We start from the raw sequence: 21,808 nt of genomic DNA on the forward strand, positions 1-21,808 counted from the left end.
CTTATTATGAGTTATTCCACTATTATAAAAAGAAAAATAAATTAAATTAAAATCAATTAATTACAAATAAAAATAAATATAATTTATTTACTATACATCTTATTAATAAAGCTAAAATTATCTAAGTAGTGAGAAAGAAACATAATAATATCAATTTCAGACACACTTCAGCCAAACAAGGCTTGTATTGTCAAAAAGTAAATGGTTAACTTTTTATTCTGTATAAAAAGAGGTGGTAGTTTTTAAATAAATTATGTCTCAATTAACTCATTACGCACTTTTATTTTTCTTATCAATGGCACCTGCAGTATTGGGGGCGTCAACACTGCATATAGAACAAAAAATCTATATTGTCCTTATTGGTTGGCTACTTATACTAATATGTAGTGGCATTTATCGTTCTATTTTTGGAAAAATAATAACCTTTATTACTAGTGCGCTATGGTCTTTAAACCTTTCTATTTCTCTATTTTTCTATCGTGAACACGATATTGCCTTTTCATCATCCATTGCTGAAACTTTTATTAATACCAACGGCAGCGAAACTGTCGGTATGCTCTCTTATAATAAGTACTATGTCTTATTTTATGTATGTGCTTTTGTCATTTACTATTTTTGCATCCATAAAGCCGCTCAAGTATCTGATCTAAAAACGACAAAAAAAAGTGTGATTGCTTTTGTTATCTTAATAGCCATTATTCCAATTTATAAAAGCTTAGCATTAAGAAACGATAACAGCAGTAAATTACTGACAGAATATGCACTTCTCAATACACCTTTTTATAATGCAGCGGCACTTGTTCGAACCTTCCATGAAAATCGCCAAATTAGAAAAATTGCCTCGCAAAAAGTTGAATTTCAATATAATAAAAATAATGATAATACAGAAATTTATATCCTTATTCTTGGAGAGTCCGTTCGCAGAGATCATCTAGGAATTTATGGCTATCCGCACGATACAACACCTAATCTAATGAAAGAAAAGAGTAACCTTATTTTATTCAATCAAGTTTATTCTCCGGCACCAGTAACCATTCTTTCTGTACCAATTTCACTCTCAAATATAGGGTTAGAACAGTTACAAAATAAAAATCATTATGCGGATAATATTGTTTCTCTTGCCAATCATGCTGGGTTTAAAACATATTGGTTAAGTAATCAAGGTGAAGGTAATCAGAAAACCAGTGTTATTTCTGTCATTGCTAATATGGCTCAAAATAAAAAGTGGAATGAATTTATCGGTTACGATGAAGAGCTACTTCCTTATTTAGATAAGGCGCTTGATGAGCCATCTACGCAGAAAAAATTAATCATCTTACATACGTATGGTAGCCATGAGCCGGCCTGTAATCGATTTCCAAGTCAGTATTTAAAGAAATTTACCCAAGAAGATGATGATAACTGTTATGACAGCTCTATCGCTTATACAGATAAGTTAATTAATGACATCATCGAGAGAGTTAAAGATAAGCCAGCTTCTATTCTCTACTTTGCTGATCACGCTTTACAGCGTCTCGATAAAAATAGAGAGGTTCGTTATCATCATGGTGTAAATACGCCACGAAAAGAAGCTTATGATATACCATTGTTTATTTGGTATAGCCCATCGTCTATTAAACCGATTATCAATAATGAAGCGTTAAATAAACCTTATTCAACGGTAAATAACTATTGGCTACTAAGTAGTTGGCTTGGAATAGAGCATAACTCTCACCAAAAGTGTCACTCACCATTAAATGAGTGCTATCAATCTAAATCATCAATCACAGTTATTGATGGCAATAAAAATATCTTAAACTATGATTTATTGCGCTCAGAAGAGCAGGAGCCTCAATAGCATACTCATTAAAAATACCTAAATAAAAACAATACACTCAGTAATAAAAATGTACTTTTTATATTTTCATCATCTGCTTTTAATAAGATCTATCAAAGATAACAAGAAATAAAAAGATCAGAATACTAGGCATTAAATTAAGTGATATTAGATAATTGATACAGGGATAATCTTACTAATAGAGTTGCCATAAATAGTATTTAACAGCATGAAGATTGGCTATTTTATTGTGGAATATAACAATTTTATTAAGGAATATAGCAATAGTTTCTAATTAACGACTAACAAATAAGCTAGGTAACGTCCAAACGCAAAAAAGCCAACCCATTGGGTTGGCTTTCTCGTCTTATTTAATGCCTGGCAGTTCCCTACTCTCACATGGGGAGACCCCACACTACCATCGGCGCTACAACGTTTCACTTCTGAGTTCGGCATGGATTCAGGTGGGTCCGCTGCGCTATGGCCGCCAAGCAAATTCGGTTTTATTACCCGTTACTGTTGTTTCTTCCTCAGTAACCAGCAATTTCAATCTTAAACAAGCCTACTTCATCTACTCTTCGTCTCTCAGACAAAACACCTTCGGTGTTGTCAGGTTAAGCCTCACGGTTCATTAGTACTGGTTAGCTCAACGTATCGCTACGCTTACACACCCAGCCTATCAACGTCTTAGTCTTAAACGTTCCTTTAGGTCACTCTAGGTGACAGGGAAGACTCATCTCGAGGCAAGTTTCCCGCTTAGATGCTTTCAGCGGTTATCTCTTCCGCACTTAGCTACCGGGCAATGCCATTGGCATGACAACCCGAACACCAGTGGTGCGTTCACTCCGGTCCTCTCGTACTAGGAGCAACCCCTCTCAATCTTCCAACGCCCACGGCAGATAGGGACCGAACTGTCTCACGACGTTCTAAACCCAGCTCGCGTACCACTTTAAATGGCGAACAGCCATACCCTTGGGACCTACTTCAGCCCCAGGATGTGATGAGCCGACATCGAGGTGCCAAACACCGCCGTCGATATGAACTCTTGGGCGGTATCAGCCTGTTATCCCCGGAGTACCTTTTATCCGTTGAGCGATGGCCCTTCCATTCAGAACCACCGGATCACTAAGACCTACTTTCGTACCTGCTCGAGCCGTCACTCTCACAGTCAAGCTGGCTTATGCCTTTGCACTAACCGCATGATGTCCGACCATGCTTAGCCAACCTTCGTGCTCCTCCGTTACTCTTTAGGAGGAGACCGCCCCAGTCAAACTACCCACCAGACACGGTCCCCGATCCAGATTATGGACCTAGGTTAGAACATCAAACGTTAAAGGGTGGTATTTCAAGGTTGACTCCATGCAGACTGGCGTCCACACTTCATAGTCTCCCACCTATCCTACACATCAAGGCTCAATGTTCAGTGTCAAGCTATAGTAAAGGTTCACGGGGTCTTTCCGTCTTGCCGCGGGTACACTGCATCTTCACAGCGAGTTCAATTTCACTGAGTCTCGGGTGGAGACAGCCTGGCCATCATTACGCCATTCGTGCAGGTCGGAACTTACCCGACAAGGAATTTCGCTACCTTAGGACCGTTATAGTTACGGCCGCCGTTTACTGGGGCTTCGATCAAGAGCTTCTCCCTAAGGATAACCCCATCAATTAACCTTCCAGCACCGGGCAGGCGTCACACCGTATACGTCCACTTTCGTGTTTGCACAGTGCTGTGTTTTTAATAAACAGTTGCAGCCAGCTGGTATCTTCGACTGGCTTCGGCTCCGTCCGCAAGGGACTTCACTTACCGCCAGCGTGCCTTCTCCCGAAGTTACGGCACCATTTTGCCTAGTTCCTTCACCCGAGTTCTCTCAAGCGCCTGAGTATTCTCTACCTGACCACCTGTGTCGGTTTGGGGTACGATTGTTGGTAACCTGAAGCTTAGAGGCTTTTCCTGGAAGCAGGGCATCAATTGCTTCACCACCTTAGTGGCTCGTCATCACACCTCAGCATTAAGTGACCGGATTTGCCTAATCACTCTGCCTACATGCTTGAACCGGGACGACCGTCGCCCGGACAACCTAGCCTTCTCCGTTCCCCCATCGCAGTCACCACCAGTACGGGAATATTAACCCGTTTCCCATCGACTACGCTTTTCAGCCTCGCCTTAGGGGTCGACTCACCCTGCCCCGATTAACGTTGGACAGGAACCCTTGGTCTTCCGGCGTGCGGGTTTTTCACCCGCATTATCGTTACTTATGTCAGCATTCGCACTTCTGATACCTCCAGCATACCTCACAGTACACCTTCGCAGGCTTACAGAACGCTCCCCTACCCAACAACACATAGTGTCGCTGCCGCAGCTTCGGTGCATGGTTTAGCCCCGTTACATCTTCCGCGCGGGCCGACTCGACCAGTGAGCTATTACGCTTTCTTTAAATGATGGCTGCTTCTAAGCCAACATCCTGGCTGTCTGAGCCTTCCCACTTCGTTTCCCACTTAACCATGACTTTGGGACCTTAGCTGGCGGTCTGGGTTGTTTCCCTCTTCACGACGGACGTTAGCACCCGCCGTGTGTCTCCCGTGATAACATTCTTCGGTATTCGCAGTTTGCATCGAGTTGGTAAGTCGGGATGACCCCCTAGTCGAAACAGTGCTCTACCCCCGAAGATGAGTTCACGAGGCGCTACCTAAATAGCTTTCGGGGAGAACCAGCTATCTCCCGGTTTGATTGGCCTTTCACCCCCATCCACAAGTCATCCGCTAATTTTTCAACATTAGTCGGTTCGGTCCTCCAGTTAGTGTTACCCAACCTTCAACCTGCCCATGGATAGATCACCGGGTTTCGGGTCTATACCCTGCAACTCATTCGCCCAGTTAAGACTCGGTTTCCCTACGGCTCCCCTATACGGTTAACCTTGCTACAGAATATAAGTCGCTGACCCATTATACAAAAGGTACGCAGTCACCCCACCACTAAGCCTCCTCTGCTTGATTTTGTGTGTTGGACGTCGCGTTGCTCCGTCTACCGCACTTATCATGCAAAAGAATCGCTGTGTAGGACACCACTAGCTTAGTGGTGGGGCTCCTACTGCTTGTACGTACACGGTTTCAGGTTCTTTTTCACTCCCCTCGCCGGGGTTCTTTTCGCCTTTCCCTCACGGTACTGGTTCACTATCGGTCAATCAGGAGTATTTAGCCTTGGAGGATGGTCCCCCCATATTCAGACAGGATAACACGTGTCCCGCCCTACTCGTCGAGTTCACAATAACAGCATCTTCAGATACGGGGCTATCACCCTTTACTGCCGGACTTTCCAGACCGTTCTCCTGATGCTGCTGTTGATTAAGACTCTGGGCTGTTCCCCGTTCGCTCGCCGCTACTAGGGGAATCTCGGTTGATTTCTTTTCCTCGGGGTACTGAGATGTTTCAGTTCTCCCGGTTCGCTTCATTAACCTATGTATTCAGTTAATGATAATATCCATTGGATATTGGGTTTCCCCATTCGGAAATCGTCGGGTATAGCGGTTCATATCACCTTACCGACGCTTATCGCAGATTAGCACGTCCTTCATCGCCTCTGATTGCCTAGGCATCCACCGTGTACGCTTATTCGCTTAACCTCACAACCCGAAGGTGTCTTCTAAAACGGATTGCTACGCTTCATGATTTCTGTGTTGGGCAGTGCTCGCAATGCTCACATACTAATGTATGCTGCGCTTGCTGTGCGCTGTCCGCCTTGAAATCATTTGGCTCGCATATCCTTCTTCTGAAGATTACATTCAGATTTGAGATTTTGAGAGACTCATCAATATACCTCGGTGATATATTGATTTGTTTTCAATTTTTCAGCTTGTTCCAGATTGTTAAAGAGCAAAATAATTCGCAGTATACTATTGCTAATATACTCTGAATTATTATTTTTTATTCAAGAGATTATGGTGGAGCTAAGCGGGATCGAACCGCTGACCTCCTGCGTGCAAGGCAGGCGCTCTCCCAGCTGAGCTATAGCCCCATAATGCATTCTTAATACCGTTTTTTGTTACTCAGCATTCTCTCTTATCGGAAATGTTCCTTTAATTAAGAAGAGAGCTAATCGTAGTGAGACAAGGCATGGAGTAACGAAGTTTACTTTAAGTAAACGAGTTGCTTCATAACGCAGTATCAATACGATTTGGTAGGCCTGAGTGGACTTGAACCACCGACCTCACCCTTATCAGGGGTGCGCTCTAACCACCTGAGCTACAAGCCTATACCGGTATTTCTGCTCGTTCTTCATCAGACAATCTGTGTGAGCACTGCACATAACACGTATCTCTTAGGTAAGGAGGTGATCCAACCGCAGGTTCCCCTACGGTTACCTTGTTACGACTTCACCCCAGTCATGAATCACAAAGTGGTAAGCGCCCTCCCGAAGGTTAAGCTACCTACTTCTTTTGCAACCCACTCCCATGGTGTGACGGGCGGTGTGTACAAGGCCCGGGAACGTATTCACCGTAGCATTCTGATCTACGATTACTAGCGATTCCGACTTCATGGAGTCGAGTTGCAGACTCCAATCCGGACTACGACAGACTTTATGAGTTCCGCTTGCTCTCGCGAGGTCGCTTCTCTTTGTATCTGCCATTGTAGCACGTGTGTAGCCCTACTCGTAAGGGCCATGATGACTTGACGTCATCCCCACCTTCCTCCGGTTTATCACCGGCAGTCTCCTTTGAGTTCCCACCATTACGTGCTGGCAACAAAGGATAAGGGTTGCGCTCGTTGCGGGACTTAACCCAACATTTCACAACACGAGCTGACGACAGCCATGCAGCACCTGTCTCAGAGCTCCCGAAGGCACTCCTCTATCTCTAAAGGATTCTCTGGATGTCAAGAGTAGGTAAGGTTCTTCGCGTTGCATCGAATTAAACCACATGCTCCACCGCTTGTGCGGGCCCCCGTCAATTCATTTGAGTTTTAACCTTGCGGCCGTACTCCCCAGGCGGTCGATTTAACGCGTTAGCTCCAGAAGCCACGGTTCAAGACCACAACCTCTAAATCGACATCGTTTACAGCGTGGACTACCAGGGTATCTAATCCTGTTTGCTCCCCACGCTTTCGCACCTGAGCGTCAGTCTTTGTCCAGGGGGCCGCCTTCGCCACCGGTATTCCTCCACATCTCTACGCATTTCACCGCTACACGTGGAATTCTACCCCCCTCTACAAGACTCTAGCCAACCAGTTTCAGATGCAATTCCCAAGTTAAGCTCGGGGCTTTCACATCTGACTTAATTGACCGCCTGCGTGCGCTTTACGCCCAGTAATTCCGATTAACGCTTGCACCCTCCGTATTACCGCGGCTGCTGGCACGGAGTTAGCCGGTGCTTCTTCTGCGGGTAACGTCAATTGACAAAGGTATTAACTTTATCACCTTCCTCCCCGCTGAAAGTACTTTACAACCCTAAGGCCTTCTTCATACACGCGGCATGGCTGCATCAGGCTTGCGCCCATTGTGCAATATTCCCCACTGCTGCCTCCCGTAGGAGTCTGGGCCGTGTCTCAGTCCCAGTGTGGCTGATCATCCTCTCAGACCAGCTAGAGATCGTCGCCTAGGTGAGCCATTACCTCACCTACTAGCTAATCCCATATGGGTTCATCCGATAGCGCAAGGTCCGAAGAGCCCCTGCTTTGGTCCGTAGACGTCATGCGGTATTAGCTACCGTTTCCAGTAGTTATCCCCCTCTATCGGGCAGATCCCCATACATTACTCACCCGTCCGCCGCTCGTCAGCAAGAAAGCAAGCTTTCTCCTGTTACCGCTCGACTTGCATGTGTTAGGCCTGCCGCCAGCGTTCAATCTGAGCCATGATCAAACTCTTCAATTAAAAGTGTTTGATGCTCAAAGAAATCGAAAACTTAGCTATTCATAAATGAATTTACTTTTGTTGTTCACTCTTCAAGACTTGATACATCTAATATTTTAGAAGATATCGTCTCTGCGAGTGCCCACACAGATTGTCTGATAATTTGTTAAAGAGCAGTGCAACTTTTGCTGCCGTTTCCGGTCTTCTGCGTTGTTGCGAGGAGGCGTATATTACGTTATTCCTCTGAAGAGTCAAGAGTTTTTTCAAACTTTTTTCTTTTCTCTTCACCGTCCTGCGTGGCTTGTTGTTTGCTCATCGCCGGTCAGTGGATGCGCATTATAGGGAGATCTCGGATTAGCGCAAGTGTTTATTTCAATTTTTTTTCTGTTCGCTTTTTTTTTCAACAAAATAAAGAAAAACGCTCTAATTTTATGCTGATAGCGTGAAATCCGAACAGCTTTCTCTAGCTGACTCACGTAAGATAGAAGATAAATTACGGTATAGGTAACCTTTATTATGCAATTTAGCGAACAACGTTCAGCTTCTCAAAAAAATCTTTCTTATATAGTTGCTGAAAAATTAGGTAAACAAATTCTTTCTGGTCACTATGAACCTGAATCTTTGTTACCAGGAGAAATAGAATTAGCAGAATTACTCTCCGTCAGCAGGACTGTTATTCGAGAAGCAATAAAAATGCTTGCAGCTAAAGGAATGCTTTTACCTCGTCCAAGAATAGGTACTCGTGTTACTCCAATGCAAAATTGGAACCTATTAGATAATGATCTTCTTAATTGGTGGATAGACAGTGGTGAATTTAATAAGGTCAGCCATTATTTCCATCACGTTCGTTTAGCAATAGAACCTCAAGCATGTTATTTAGCCGCATTTAATGCAACCGAAAGCCAAAAACAGTCTCTTGCTTTATTTGGTAAAGAAATGCAGTTGCTTGATGAGAATTTTGATAGACAACATTGGCTAGATATCGATACTCAATTTCACTATCTTATTTATCAAGCAAGTGGTAATCCATTCTTTGCCTCTTTCGGTTCATTATTTCTTTCTGCTTATAAAAAGTATTTCGATCTTATTGTGGGTAATGAAACCGTTCAGCCAGAAACGCATAACCAAATTGTGCAAGCTATTATTGATAAAGATGGAATTAAGGCGCGTGACCTCTGTTTAATCTTATTAACGAGTGATTGAATAGTTTTAATACAAATTTTGTAGGTTTTCTGTTTATAATGAAGCGATAATCAAAATATAGAACAAAGACGGTATATGCTTCATGTTGAAATCCGCCAAAAATATGTCTGGGTTGCCTTGGATTGCTGCAATGGCTTTTTTTATGCAGGCTCTCGATGCAACCATTCTTAATACGGCATTACCAGACATAGCAAAAAGCCTTAATCATTCTCCTCTTGCCATGCAATCGGCTGTTATCAGCTATACCTTAACTGTTGCCTTATTAATTCCCGTCAGTGGATGGCTAGCTGATAGATTTGGAACGCGTAAAATTTTTATTATTGCGGTTTCTTTATTCTCAGGTGGCTCTTTATTATGTGCACTTTCTCCTAACCTTACTTTTCTTGTTATTTCTCGGATTATACAAGGTATAGGTGGCGCAATGATGATGCCAGTTGCACGCCTTGCTTTATTAAGAGCTTATCCGCGCAGCGAATTATTACCCATTCTTAATTTTGTCACTATGCCCGGATTAGTCGGCCCCATAGCAGGACCTCTTTTAGGTGGGGTATTGGTTACTTATGCCTCTTGGCATTGGATATTTATTATAAATATTCCTATCGGTCTATTAGGTATTTTCTATGCCATAAAACATATGCCTAATTTCACTATGCCAAAACGTAAATTTGATTTGCTTGGCTTTATTTTCTTTGGTTTTGGCTTAGTCATGCTTTCTGTCAGCCTTGATCTTTTTGGTGATAAAAATATCTCTCGATATATTCCTATTGCCATTATTTTAGGTGGATTTTCTTTACTAGGGTTATACGTCAATCATGCAAGACGCCACCAGCAACCACTTATCCCTCTTAATATATTTAAAACACGAACTTTCTCTGTTGGTATTGCGGGAAATATTGCAACAAGATTAGGTACTGGCTGTATTCCTTTCTTAATGCCGCTCATGTTACAGGTTGGATTTGGTTATCCTGCTATTATTTCAGGAATGATGATGGCACCAATGGCATTAGGTTCTATTTTAGCAAAATCATTTGTTACTAAGATCTTAGTGAAATTTAGTTATCGCCGAACACTCTTTGCTATCACGATTATTATTGGTTTGATGATCGCCCAGTTCTCTCTTCAATCGCCAGAGATGTCTATTTATTATCTTGTTATCCCACTCTTTTTATTAGGCGTGGTGATGTCGATACAATTTACGTCAATGAATACAATTTCATTGGCTGATTTAACAGATAATAATGCGAGTTCAGGAAATAGTGTTTTAGCGGTTACCCAACAACTCGCTATTAGTTTTGGTATTGCGGTGAGTGCATCTATTTTAGGGTATTTTGATACTGAAAATGTGGGCACTACAGTCGATAACTTTCATTATACTTTTATTACTGTTGGTATCATTACATTGCTTTCTTCCTTTGTATTTTTACTCCTTGATAAACATGATGGTGATAATCTTACTAATAAAAAGAAAAAAGCCTGATAACGTTATTCAAACTAAAAAAGAGAGCCGATGCTCTCTTTTTCTTTATATGAAATAGAAAAATACATTATAAAGATGAAGCTAAAAAAGTATCTACCTCATGACGCCATGGTACTGATGGCTGAGCGCCTGCTCGAGTAACGGCAATAGCAGCCGCTGCATGAGCAAACTTAATCGCAGGCATCATAGATTGCCCTTCTAATAAAGCCGTGATTAGCGCGCCATTAAAGGTATCACCCGCAGCGATAGTATCAACAGCTTTCACTTTAAATGCAGGAACAATACAACCTTTACTATTTTTCTCACTCACCCAAACTCCACGGCTTCCTAATGTAATAAGAACTGTTTTAATACCTTTATGATGCAGCACACCCGCTGCTTGTTGAGCGCTTTCATCATCTATCACTTTAATTCCAGTCAGATATTCAGTCTCTGTTTCGTTTGGAGTAATAATATCGACAAGTGATAACAGCTCATCAGGTAATGCTTGGGCTGGTGCGGGGTTTAGTATTACTTGCACATTTTCTTGTTTAGCGATTTCAGCTGCTTTTAATACTGAATCAAGTGGCGATTCTAATTGCATTAACAGAGCATCAGCTTCTTTTATAATATTTTCATGGCGCTGAACATAACTTGTATCTAATCGTCCATTAGCACCAGCATGAATACCAATAACATTTTCACCCTGTTGATTAACGAAAATCAGCGCAACACCTGTTGCCACATCATCAATTAACTCAATGCTATTGGTATCAATGTTATCAGTTATTAATTGAGCTTTAGCTTTTTTACCAATATCGTCATTCCCTAAACAAGCAAGAAACGAAATATTAGCACCACAACGCCCAGCAGCAACCGCCTGATTAGCACCTTTACCGCCAAATACCATTTGAAATTGGTTGCCTGAAATGGTTTCACCAGGAAGCGGAAAATGGGCAACATTAAGAATATGATCAGCATTAACACTACCTAAAATCACAAGTTTCTTCGCTTCCATGATTTTTCCTTACTTTCAGTAATAAATTCTAGATGTATTGCATAAATGACATTCAATATTTTAAACCGATCATCTCAGCAACATTAATGAAAAAACGTGATCACCATCGAAACGTTTCGCTAGTAAAACAAAAAAGAACCAAAAATAAGCAGTAGGAAGCTGAATCGATTTTTGCTATAAACAATTTGTGTGCTAATAGAATGTTTGACTATATGCCAGCAATCCTTTTCTGATATTTTCGGAGGGATGAAGAAAATAAGTACCCATTATTAGGAGTGTTTATGCAACTTGCAGAGCGGATTTCACAACTTAGCCAATATCTTGAAACTGGGCTTTACGAGCGACAGTCAGCTATCCGTCTTTGTCTGCTTGCAGCACTGAGTGGTGAGAGTGTTTTCTTACTTGGCCCTCCAGGTATTGCTAAAAGCTTAATAGCTAGAAGAATGAAAGAAGCCTTTAAAGAGGCTAAAGCTTTTGAATACCTAATGACGCGTTTTTCAACACCCGAAGAAATTTTTGGCCCTTTATCTATTCAAGCCTTAAAAGATGAAGGTAAATATCAGCGTTTGGTTGACGGATATTTACCTGATGCTGAAGTTGTCTTTCTAGATGAAATATGGAAGGCAGGACCCGCTATTCTTAATACGTTATTAACAGCGATTAATGAGCGTAAATTTAGAAATGGAGAAGCTGAAGTTGCTATTCCAATGCGTTTATTAGTATCAGCCTCTAATGAATTACCTGATTCAGACAGTAGTCTTGAAGCACTATATGACCGAATGCTTATTCGTATTTGGTTAACCAAAGTTCAGGATAAGAAAAACTTTCGTGCATTACTTATTAATAAAGAAGTAGGCTCTTTTCATATTCCAGAACATCTTAAAATTACCGCAGAAGAGTTTTCACGTTGGCAATCAGAATTAGAAAAGGTCACTTTAGATGACCATCTATTTGATTTAATTTATCAACTTCGTGAGTCTTTAGATAAAAGTGATGCCGCACCTTATGTTTCGGATAGACGTTGGAAAAAAGCGGTACGCCTTTTACAAGCCAGTGCTTTTTTTAATGGCCGTAGTGTTATTTCACCATTAGATCTTATTTTATTAAAAGATTGCCTATGGCATGACCAAGCATCATTTGCATTATTAGATAAGTTATTGCAAAGCCTTTTAACAGAACAAGCCTACCACCAGCTCGAGTTGATTAGAAAAACAGAAAGTTTATGGGCTGAGTGGATGCAATCGACAAGAAGTAAGCAAGATCAACAGGCTTTTCGTTTTGAAAAACAAAGTGGAATGTTTGGACGAAATGCACATTTTAGCCTATCAGATAAAATGCAGGCTGATAAATTTACCCTGTTTTTACACATCCCTCTGCATATCCATAGTATCCAAGTTAACTTTATTACTCTCGAGAAAAAGGCATTAGAAAACTTTTTGGCCAAAGGGGATGAGTTACTCGCACGTTTAAATGGTATTGGTTTCCCTCAATCAATTAATGCACAAATACGCCAAGATGGCGTATTAGAAATTTTGGATGTGAGTCGTCGAACAACATCTCTTTATCAACAAAAAGAGACAGCGCCTGCTGTTCCTATTGGCGATAACAAAGAGTGGCAAGATAAGTTAAAAGATCTGACTCAAGAAATTTATGGTGAGCAGGAAAAATTTAATCATCATCAACCAAATTTATTTATTGATAATGATTGGCTTATTTCCATCGAACAAAGTTTTGTTCAGCTTAATGAAAAATTATCGCAATTAAAAAGCCAAATAAAGTAGTGATATTATGCTGACACTTTCAACATTAGATATGCTTTTAGCTATAAATGAAGGACAGCTTATTGAAGAAGTTATTATTGCTGTGCTTGCATCCCCTCAATTAGCGGTATTTTTTGAAAAGCACCCAAGGCTCAAAAAAGCCTTATTGAAAGATATCCATCAATGGAAAAAAAGCTTACAACAAAGAGTAAAAGAGACATTGGTCCCTACAATGATTGCTGATGAGTTTGCGCTTTATCAACAGACCCAATCATTTGGTAACGCCATATTTAATCAGCAAGTAGAACAAATACTGGCTGAATTAAACAAGCTAGACTCCTCTTTTACTGACGAAGCATCGCAATTGGTTAAAACCAATAAGCCTTTTTCACCCGCTCAACAAGCTTTGTTTATTCAACACTGGCGGGTAAGTTTAATTTTCCAAGTCACTGCATTACACAAAGCTCTATTTGACCAAGAACAAGAGCAACTCCTTGCAGAACTTCAGGAACGTTTAGCGCTAAGTGGAAGCTTAAGTAATACATTTTCAGAAAATGAGCGTGCAGCAGGGCGTTTATGGGATATGAGCAAAGGCGTTGTAACAAAAACCCCCTTCGATGAGAAAATTATTCAACGTTATAGCGACTTTCTCGATCAACAACCTGAATTGCATAAACTCGCAAGTTTGCTAGGTCGTAGTAAAACAGCGAAATCACTGCCTGAAGAGAGTGTTATTTTTGAACCAGTAACTATTGTTGAGAAAGCACCAGATACAACACCAGAGCAAGTCAATGGTATAGGGCTTAGTGATGATATCTTACGCTTACTTCCGACAGAGCTAGCCTTGTTAGGTATTAATGAAATCGAATATGAGTTTTATCGCAAGCTGGTGGAAAAACAGCTCAATACCTATCGATTACAAGGAGATAATTGGCAAGAGCGTACTGTATTGCGTCCAGTAACTCATCATCATGATGAAGAAAGACCAAGAGGACCTTTTATTGTATGTATTGATACATCTGGTTCGATGGGAGGATTTAACGAACAGTGTGCTAAAGCTTTTGGATTAGCATTGATGAAAATAGCGCTAGCTGATAATCGTTCATGCCATGTGATGTTATTTTCTACTGAAACGGTACATTATCAATTGTCATCACCCAATGGGCTGCAAGATCTTATTAAGTTTTTGAATCAGTCATTTAGAGGGGGCACGGACTTAAGTGCTTGTTTAGATAATGTCGCAGAAAAACTAAATAGCCCAGCATGGAAAGATGCTGATGCTGTTGTTATTTCTGACTTTGTCGCCCAAAGGTTACCCGAAAACCTAATCAACAAAATCAAAAAAAGCCAACAGCAACAGCACAATCGCTTCCATGCGGTTACCTTATCCAATTACGGTAAACCCAGTATCATGAAAATCTTTGACCATATATGGCGTTTTGATACTGGATTAAAAAGCCGTTTACTTCGACGCTGGCGCCAATAATTACAGCATATCAGCGAAAGCTAAGCGGGTGTCCTTTTCCCATACGCCACATTGTACTTGTCCAATGTGCTCTTTTTGTAGCAGTAACATCACTAAACGAGATTGGCCAATACCACCACCGATAGTTTGTGGCATATCACCATGCATTAATGCTTTGTGCCAATCCAGTTCAAGACGCTTAGTATCATCTGTTAATGTTAGCTGACGCATTAATGTTTCAGGATCAACACGGATACCCATTGATGACAATTCAAACGCATCTTGTAGAACTGGGTTCCAAACAAGAATGTCGCCGTTTAAACCTTCAAACCCATCTTCGTTTGGTGTTGTCCAGTCATCATAGTCTGGCGCTCTTACATCATGAGCTTCGCCACTTGATAATTTGCCACCAATACCAATTAAGAAAACAGCACCATATTCTTTTGCAATCGCTTTTTCACGGCCTTTAGCATCAAGGTCTGGATAACGACGCAGTAACTCTTCAGTGTGGATAAATTGAATTTGATCTGGCAGGAACGGTACCAGACCAAATTCTTCGCTGACGGCTTTTTCAGTTTCTTTTATTGCCTGATAAATTTTACCCACTGTCTGCTTAAGATAAGGAACTGTACGCTCTTTACCTTCCATCACTTTTTCCCAGTCCCACTGATCAACATAAACAGAGTGGATCTGAGTTAAGCGATCTTCGTCTGGTCGTAACGCTTTCATATGCGTATAAAGACCTTGACCAGAACTAAATCCAAAACGAGCTAATGTTTTACGTTTCCACTTAGCTAATGAATGGACAACCTCAAAAGTAGAATCTGGTAAAGATTTGACTTTAACTTGTACTGCCTTCTCATGACCAGATAAGTTATCTTGAGTTCCATCACCAAGGCGACTTAAGATCGGTCCTTGAACTTCAATCAGTCCTAATTCTTTTTCCAGCAGTCGTGAAAAATAAGATTTAACAAAGCTAATTTGCTGTTGAGTCTGGATGAATGATTTTTCCATTTTTATATTCCTAGTGGTGATGTCGTGTTTCGCTGATATAGATTAAGCAACAAAACAGGTACTAAATTCAATATACTTCATTAAAAATAGCCTTGCTTGTTTTAAATCGTTAAAAATAACGCTATAAAAATGTATTATCGTTAAAAACAGAGAGGATTTATGGACAATATTTATCAGATCGATAATCTCGATAGAGACATACTTCACGCATTAATGGCAAATGCGAGAACACCTTACGCTGAATTAGCCAAAAAATTCGAAGTAAGCCCTGGCACAATTCATGTTCGAGTAGAGAAAATGAAGCAGGCAGGAATTATTACAGGCACTCGAGTTGATATTAGTGAAAAGCAACTTGGTTTTGATGTCTGCTGCTTTATAGGCATTATTCTTAAGAGTGCAAAAGACTATCACACCGCATTAGATAAATTAGATAAGTTAGATGAAGTTGTAGAAGTGTACTATACAACAGGGCAATACAGTATTTTTACGAAGGTTATGTGTAAAAGTATAGAAGCCTTACAAGACGTACTTATCAACAAAATCCAGACAATTGATGAAATTCAATCAACCGAAACCCTGATCTCACTGCAAAACCCGATAATAAGGACGATCAAGCCATAAGAGTAAATTCTTATTTTTTTTATAACCACATTATCCACAGGTAGATCCCAAGTGATTCACAGCGTACAATAGCGCGTCTTAAACATAAGGAGATCATTAATGAAAAAAGTCACTCTTATTAGTGGCAGTACCATGGGTAGTGCTGAATATGTAGCAGAACACCTTGCAGAGATCTTATCTGATGAAGGATTTGAGACTGATCTGCACCATGGACCTTCTCTTAATGATCTTCCTAATGAAGGGATCTGGCTGGTGGTGACATCAACGCATGGTGCAGGTGATCTTCCTGATAACCTACTGCCTTTTGCTAATGAAATATCGGCTGATTCTGTTGATCTTAGTAATGTCACCTTTGGTGCGATCGGCATAGGAAGTAGTGAATATGACACTTTCTGCGGTGCGATCAGAACATTGGATCAAAAATTGGTGGAAAAAGGGGCTACTCGCCTTGGCGATCGTCTCGAAATTGATATTCAAAAGTACGACATTCCGGAAGATCCAGCAGAAGAATGGATAGCTTCTTGGAAAAATTTACTTTAAATCGAACAAAAAAACAGCAAACGAATGTGGATAACTATGCTTAAAAGCAGGGGTTAACCCGTAGTTATCCATTGTATAAGGCTATATCAAGAAATGACCTGTGCATAAGTCGTCATTTTGATCCCAGCTTATCAGCAGATAGATCACGGATCATTCACAGTATATGATCCTTTACACTTTTATGATCTTTAAATAGAAAATCCACTTATCCACAGAGGATCGCTTCCCTAATAAAAGATCTAATAAAGAGATCTTTAAATAAAAAGATCTTTAAATAATTACCTGCGGATCTGCTCGCTTGTATCTGTCAAAAAGTTGAGTAGAATTCGTTTTCCCAATGCAACACATTCAGCATTCGTAACATTTAAGGTTCACACATGTTTTATCCAGAACACTTTGACGTCATTGTCATCGGTGGTGGTCACGCCGGTACAGAAGCCGCTATGGCTGCAGCTCGTATGGGGCGTCAAACCCTATTACTGACCCACAATATTGATACTTTGGGCCAAATGTCTTGTAACCCAGCTATTGGTGGGATTGGTAAAGGGCATCTGGTAAAAGAGATCGATGCCATGGGTGGATTAATGGCGACCGCTATTGACCATGCAGGGATCCAATTCAGAACCCTTAACGCAAGTAAAGGGCCAGCTGTAAGAGCAACAAGAGCACAAGCTGACCGTGTTCTTTATCGCCAAGCTGTTCGCACTACTCTTGAAAATCAACCTAATTTAATGATCTTCCAACAACCCGTTGAAGATCTCATTGTTGAAAACGACCAAGTAACAGGCGCTGTTACTCGCATGGGCTTAAAGTTCCGTGCTAAATCTGTTGTTCTAACAGTAGGTACTTTCCTTGATGGAAAAATCCATATTGGTTTAGAAAATTACAGCGGTGGTCGTGCAGGTGATCCACCATCCGTTTCGTTATCGCACAGACTACGCGAATTACCTCTACGTGTAGGTCGTTTAAAAACAGGTACCCCACCTCGTATTGATGCTAGAACTATTGATTTTAGCCAATTAGCTGTTCAGTTGGGTGATACTCCAATGCCTGTTTTCTCGTTTTTAGGTAATGTAGATCAGCATCCTGAACAAATGCCTTGTCATGTCACATACACAAACGAAAAAACACACGACGTTATTCGTAATAACCTCGATCGTAGCCCAATGTATGCCGGTGTCATCGAAGGAATAGGCCCTCGTTATTGCCCATCTATTGAAGATAAGGTGATGAGATTTGCTGATCGTAATTCACATCAGATCTTTTTAGAGCCTGAAGGCTTAACCAGTAACGAAATTTACCCAAATGGTATTTCAACAAGTTTACCTTTCGATGTTCAAATGCAAATCGTAAATTCCATGAAAGGCATGGAAAATGCGAAGATCATTAGACCTGGCTATGCTATTGAATATGATTTCTTTGATCCAAGAGATCTAAAACAAACCCTAGAAAGTAAATTTATCAATGGGTTATTCTTTGCTGGGCAAATTAACGGTACAACCGGTTATGAAGAAGCTGCAGCTCAAGGCATGCTTGCGGGTCTTAATGCGGCACGTTACGCCTTCGATCAAGAAGGTTGGTTCCCACGCCGAGATCAAGCTTACATCGGTGTATTAGTTGACGATCTTTGTACACTAGGTACAAAAGAACCGTATCGTATGTTTACCTCTCGTGCTGAATATCGCTTGATGCTACGTGAAGATAATGCAGATTTACGTCTGACTGAAATTGGACGTGAATTAGGAATGGTTGATGATAACCGTTGGGCGCAATTTAGCGAAAAAGTGGAGTTAGTTGAAAAAGAGCGTCAACGTTTAAGAGATATTTGGGTTCATCCAAAAGCAGATAATATTTCTGAAATTAACGAGTTACTTAATACGCCACTATCGAAAGAAGCTAATGGTGAAGATCTATTACGTCGCCCTGAAATGACGTATGACATTTTGAAAAAAATCCCTCATTTTGCGCCGGGTATTGACGATTCAAAACCACAAGCTGCTGAACAAGTTGAGATCCAAGTTAAGTACGAAGGTTATATTAATCGCCAACAAGAAGAGATCGAAAAACAACTGCGCAATGAAAATGCAACGTTACCGATTGATCTGGACTATAAACAAGTTAGCGGATTATCTAACGAAGTTATTGCGAAACTTAACGATCACAAACCAACATCGATTGGTCAAGCATCAAGGATCTCAGGTGTCACACCTGCTGCTATCTCTATTTTATTAGTTTGGTTGAAAAAACAAGGCCTATTACGCAGGAGTGCATCATGAGTGACTTACTTAATCGGCTAAAAAAGCTGGCTAAGCAAGCCAATATTGAGCTAACCGATCTTCAAGCTGAAAAGCTAATCGGTTATGTTGCTATGCTTGATAAATGGAATAAAGCCTACAACCTCACCTCTGTAAGAGATCCACAACAAATGCTTATCCGTCACATTTTGGATAGCATTGTTGTGAGCCAATATCTTGAAGGTGAAAGATTTATTGATGTGGGTACAGGTCCTGGGTTACCCGGTATTCCGCTGGCGATAATGCGTCCCGATCACCAGTTTGTCTTATTGGATAGTTTAGGCAAGCGAGTTCGCTTTATGAAACAAGTTCAGCACGAGCTAGAACTTAATAATATCGAGCCAGTTCAATACCGTGTTGAAGAATACCAAACAGAGACCCCTTTTGACGGTGTTATCAGTCGGGCATTTGCATCAATGAACGATATGCTCTCTTGGTGTTCACATTTAGTGACTCAAGAACATGGTCGTTTCTATGCATTGAAAGGACAAATTCATCAAGAAGAGTTGGATGAACTTGCTGATAATGGATTAAAAATGCCTGAAAAAGTGATCAGCTTATCCATACCTGAATTGAATGAACAAAGGCATTTGGTGATTATTTAATCAAACATCTTGTGTTTCATTGATCTTTTTTTCATTTTTTGTGCTCTGGCGATAATATTTACAATGTTATCGCCATTTGTTTTATGGGGTTTTATGTGAAACATTAAAATTCACCTAACTAAAACAATAAATTAACAATTTCTTATCTTTTGTTTTAATTCACTTTTTAACCTTGGTTTTTCTCTTTTTATTTCCAAAATAAATTAATAATTCTGTGCATTATAAAAATATTGAATTTATTTAATTAAAATTCGGTTAATTATTTTTCAATTGCCACTAAATTGTTCATAAAAGGGCATTTATTTGTTAACCCCGTTATATAATTTATGAAATAAGCTTTATTTATACTTTTGTATTTGTGATGCATATCACGCTATTTATTTTATTCAGCTCTATTATTTTTACTCTTTTTGTTCTTAATCATTTTTCATAAATGGAACCTTGGTAAGAAATTTAAATTAATCTTCACTTTTTCGCTACTTATTGATTGAATTCATTGCCACGCCCCGTATAATTTGCTCGTTTTTGTCACTTGACACTTTATAGCAAAGACAGTTTGATACATCATTCAGTAATACCTTTTACGATAGCTAGTCTGGAGAATACAAACGTCATGTCTGTCTCCCTCTACAGCGGGAAAGTTGCACTGAAACTGTTATTTTTGCAGTTTATGACTTTTGTTATTCTCAGTGCGGGTTTCTACTTAAAGAGTACAGACTGGAGTTTTTCGGCTTTTTTAGGCGGGTTGGCATGTTGGTTACCCAATATTGCTTTTCTTTTGTTAATGCGCTTACAAAAAGTCAACGACGAAGAAACTCCAGTTCGCATAAACTGGCTTTTTGCTTTCAGTGAAGGGTTGAAGGTTATATTATCAATAGCCTTGCTGATTGTTGCTTTAGGAGTGTTTAAAGCGGCATTTGCACCACTGGTCATGACCTACTTAGCGGTGCTTGTTATGCAGGTCGTTGCACCAGCCGTCATTAACGGTTAGCGTTTTTAACAACAAAAGGGTAATTGGCATCATGTCTGCATCAGGAGAAGCATTAACCACTAGAGACTACATAGGTCACCATCTGAATAACCTTCAGTTGGACCTACGTACTTTCGAGTTGGTCAATCCCCATGCTGAAAATGCGCCATCATTCTGGGTGTTAAATATTGACTCACTTTTCTTTTCAGTACTGATGGGAGCACTATTCCTATGGCTGTTTAGAAAAGTAGCAGTAAGAGCAACCAGTGGCGTACCGGGAAAATTCCAGACTGCAGTAGAAATGATCATTGGTTTCGTTGATAGCAGCGTCCGTGATATGTATCACGGAAAGAGCAAGGTCATTGCACCTTTGGCATTGACTGTGTTCGTTTGGGTGCTGTTAATGAATGCCCTGGATTTATTACCAATCGACTTCATCCCTTATATCGGTGAACACATCTTTGGGTTACCAGCGTTACGCATCGTTCCGACTGCGGACGTGAGTATTACTCTATCGATGGCAATTGGTGTATTTATCCTGATCCTTTTCTATAGCATTAAGATGAAAGGCATAAAAGGGTTTACAAAAGAGCTGACTTTACAGCCTTTTAATCACCCAATTTTTATTCCTGTCAACTTAATCTTGGAAGGGGTAAGCCTGCTATCTAAACCTGTTTCCCTCGGTCTTCGACTGTTTGGTAACATGTATGCAGGTGAACTGATCTTTATTCTTATTGCTGGTCTGTTACCGTGGTGGTCACAGTGGTTATTAAGCCTTCCTTGGGCGATATTCCACATACTGATTATTACGTTACAAGCATTTATTTTCATGGTTCTAACGATTGTCTATCTGTCGATGGCATCTGAAGAACATTAATTATTAACTCTTTGAAGAAATAACTGAAACAAACTGGAGACTGTCATGGAAAACCTGAGTATGGATCTGCTGTACATGGCTGCCGCTATTATGATGGGTTTAGCTGCAATCGGTGCTGCAATCGGTATCGGAATCCTCGGAGGCAAATTTTTAGAAGGTGCTGCTCGTCAGCCTGATCTGATCCCTCTTCTGCGTACACAGTTCTTTATCGTTATGGGTCTGGTTGACGCCATCCCAATGATTGCTGTGGGTCTGGGCCTTTACGTGATGTTTGCTGTTGCCTAATGATGGCAATGAGCAGTAAAAGCATCAAGTTAGTTTATAACCAAG

The 21,808-nt window shown here is 40.5% G+C and carries 14 protein-coding genes, 2 tRNA genes and 3 rRNA genes; 12 read left to right on the forward strand and 7 right to left on the reverse strand.

Going from position 1 to position 21,808, the window contains the following annotated elements; translation table 11 throughout:
* The first annotated feature begins 253 nt into the window (after positions 1-253).
* Positions 254-1,837, forward strand: coding sequence for a phosphoethanolamine transferase (locus BTA34_RS16515; RefSeq protein ID WP_151436483.1), 1,584 nt, complete (start codon positions 254-256; stop codon positions 1,835-1,837).
* A 355-nt stretch (positions 1,838-2,192) separates the two neighbouring features.
* On the opposite strand, the gene rrf is transcribed toward BTA34_RS16515, so the two are convergent.
* The 5 genes from rrf to BTA34_RS16540 form a co-directional block, all read right to left on the reverse strand.
* Positions 2,193-2,308 (reverse strand): 5S ribosomal RNA (gene rrf / locus BTA34_RS16520).
* Positions 2,309-2,426: 118 nt separating this feature from the next.
* Positions 2,427-5,433, reverse strand: a 23S ribosomal RNA gene (locus tag BTA34_RS16525).
* 316 nt (positions 5,434-5,749) lie between these two features.
* Positions 5,750-5,825, reverse strand: a tRNA-Ala gene (locus BTA34_RS16530).
* A 160-nt stretch (positions 5,826-5,985) separates the two neighbouring features.
* Positions 5,986-6,062 (reverse strand) — tRNA-Ile (locus BTA34_RS16535).
* Positions 6,063-6,133: 71 nt separating this feature from the next.
* Positions 6,134-7,676 (reverse strand): 16S ribosomal RNA (locus tag BTA34_RS16540).
* Together the 16S, 23S and 5S rRNA genes with 2 tRNA genes alongside form the textbook arrangement of a ribosomal RNA operon.
* A 495-nt stretch (positions 7,677-8,171) precedes the next feature.
* On the opposite strand from BTA34_RS16540, the gene BTA34_RS16545 reads away from it, so the two are divergent.
* Both BTA34_RS16545 and mdtD read left to right on the forward strand, forming a co-directional pair.
* Positions 8,172-8,858: a FadR/GntR family transcriptional regulator gene (locus BTA34_RS16545; protein WP_151436484.1), complete on the forward strand. Its 687-nt coding sequence runs from the start codon at positions 8,172-8,174 to the stop codon at positions 8,856-8,858.
* Between the two features lie 82 nt (positions 8,859-8,940).
* Positions 8,941-10,335, forward strand: a complete 1,395-nt coding sequence (gene mdtD / locus BTA34_RS16550; RefSeq protein WP_151436485.1) for a multidrug transporter subunit MdtD — start codon at positions 8,941-8,943, stop codon at positions 10,333-10,335.
* 67 nt (positions 10,336-10,402) lie between these two features.
* On the opposite strand, the gene rbsK is transcribed toward mdtD, so the two are convergent.
* Positions 10,403-11,332 (reverse strand): ribokinase, encoded by a 930-nt coding sequence (gene rbsK, locus BTA34_RS16555; protein ID WP_151436486.1) that lies wholly within the window; start codon positions 11,330-11,332, stop codon positions 10,403-10,405.
* Positions 11,333-11,613: 281 nt separating this feature from the next.
* On the opposite strand from rbsK, the gene ravA reads away from it, so the two are divergent.
* Complete coding sequence (gene ravA / locus BTA34_RS16560; protein ID WP_151436487.1) at positions 11,614-13,113, forward strand: ATPase RavA; 1,500 nt, start codon at positions 11,614-11,616, stop codon at positions 13,111-13,113.
* 7 nt (positions 13,114-13,120) lie between these two features.
* On the forward strand, positions 13,121-14,578 hold the full coding sequence (gene viaA / locus BTA34_RS16565; protein ID WP_151436488.1) for an ATPase RavA stimulator ViaA: 1,458 nt from the start codon (positions 13,121-13,123) through the stop codon (positions 14,576-14,578).
* On the opposite strand, the gene asnA is transcribed toward viaA, so the two are convergent.
* Positions 14,579-15,571 (reverse strand): aspartate--ammonia ligase, encoded by a 993-nt coding sequence (gene asnA, locus BTA34_RS16570; RefSeq protein WP_151436489.1) that lies wholly within the window; start codon positions 15,569-15,571, stop codon positions 14,579-14,581. It lies immediately after the preceding gene.
* A gap of 159 nt (positions 15,572-15,730) precedes the next feature.
* On the opposite strand from asnA, the gene asnC reads away from it, so the two are divergent.
* The 7 genes from asnC (at position 15,731) to atpE (ending at position 21,763) form a co-directional block, all read left to right on the forward strand.
* Entirely contained in the window at positions 15,731-16,192 is a 462-nt protein-coding gene (gene asnC, locus BTA34_RS16575; RefSeq protein ID WP_023583317.1) for a transcriptional regulator AsnC, read from the forward strand.
* Between the two features lie 99 nt (positions 16,193-16,291).
* Positions 16,292-16,732 (forward strand): FMN-binding protein MioC, encoded by a 441-nt coding sequence (gene mioC, locus BTA34_RS16580; RefSeq protein ID WP_151436490.1) that lies wholly within the window; start codon positions 16,292-16,294, stop codon positions 16,730-16,732.
* 377 nt (positions 16,733-17,109) lie between these two features.
* Positions 17,110-19,008 (forward strand): tRNA uridine-5-carboxymethylaminomethyl(34) synthesis enzyme MnmG, encoded by a 1,899-nt coding sequence (gene mnmG, locus BTA34_RS16585; protein WP_151436491.1) that lies wholly within the window; start codon positions 17,110-17,112, stop codon positions 19,006-19,008.
* Positions 19,005-19,631 carry a 16S rRNA (guanine(527)-N(7))-methyltransferase RsmG gene (gene rsmG, locus BTA34_RS16590; protein WP_151436492.1) on the forward strand — a complete coding sequence of 209 codons (627 nt, stop codon included), beginning with the start codon at positions 19,005-19,007 and terminating at the stop codon, positions 19,629-19,631. The genes mnmG and rsmG overlap by 4 nt, the downstream gene beginning before the upstream one ends.
* A gap of 613 nt (positions 19,632-20,244) precedes the next feature.
* Entirely contained in the window at positions 20,245-20,622 is a 378-nt protein-coding gene (atpI, locus tag BTA34_RS16595; protein ID WP_151436493.1) for a F0F1 ATP synthase subunit I, read from the forward strand.
* Between the two features lie 31 nt (positions 20,623-20,653).
* Positions 20,654-21,478, forward strand: a complete 825-nt coding sequence (atpB, locus tag BTA34_RS16600) for a F0F1 ATP synthase subunit A (RefSeq protein ID WP_100157813.1) — start codon at positions 20,654-20,656, stop codon at positions 21,476-21,478.
* Between the two features lie 45 nt (positions 21,479-21,523).
* Positions 21,524-21,763 carry a F0F1 ATP synthase subunit C gene (gene atpE / locus BTA34_RS16605; protein WP_004246596.1) on the forward strand — a complete coding sequence of 80 codons (240 nt, stop codon included), beginning with the start codon at positions 21,524-21,526 and terminating at the stop codon, positions 21,761-21,763.
* The last annotated feature ends 45 nt before the right edge of the window (positions 21,764-21,808 follow it).

This window comes from Proteus sp. CD3 (assembly GCF_008808075.1).
In the GTDB taxonomy this organism is placed as follows: Bacteria; Pseudomonadota; Gammaproteobacteria; order Enterobacterales; family Enterobacteriaceae; genus Proteus; species Proteus appendicitidis.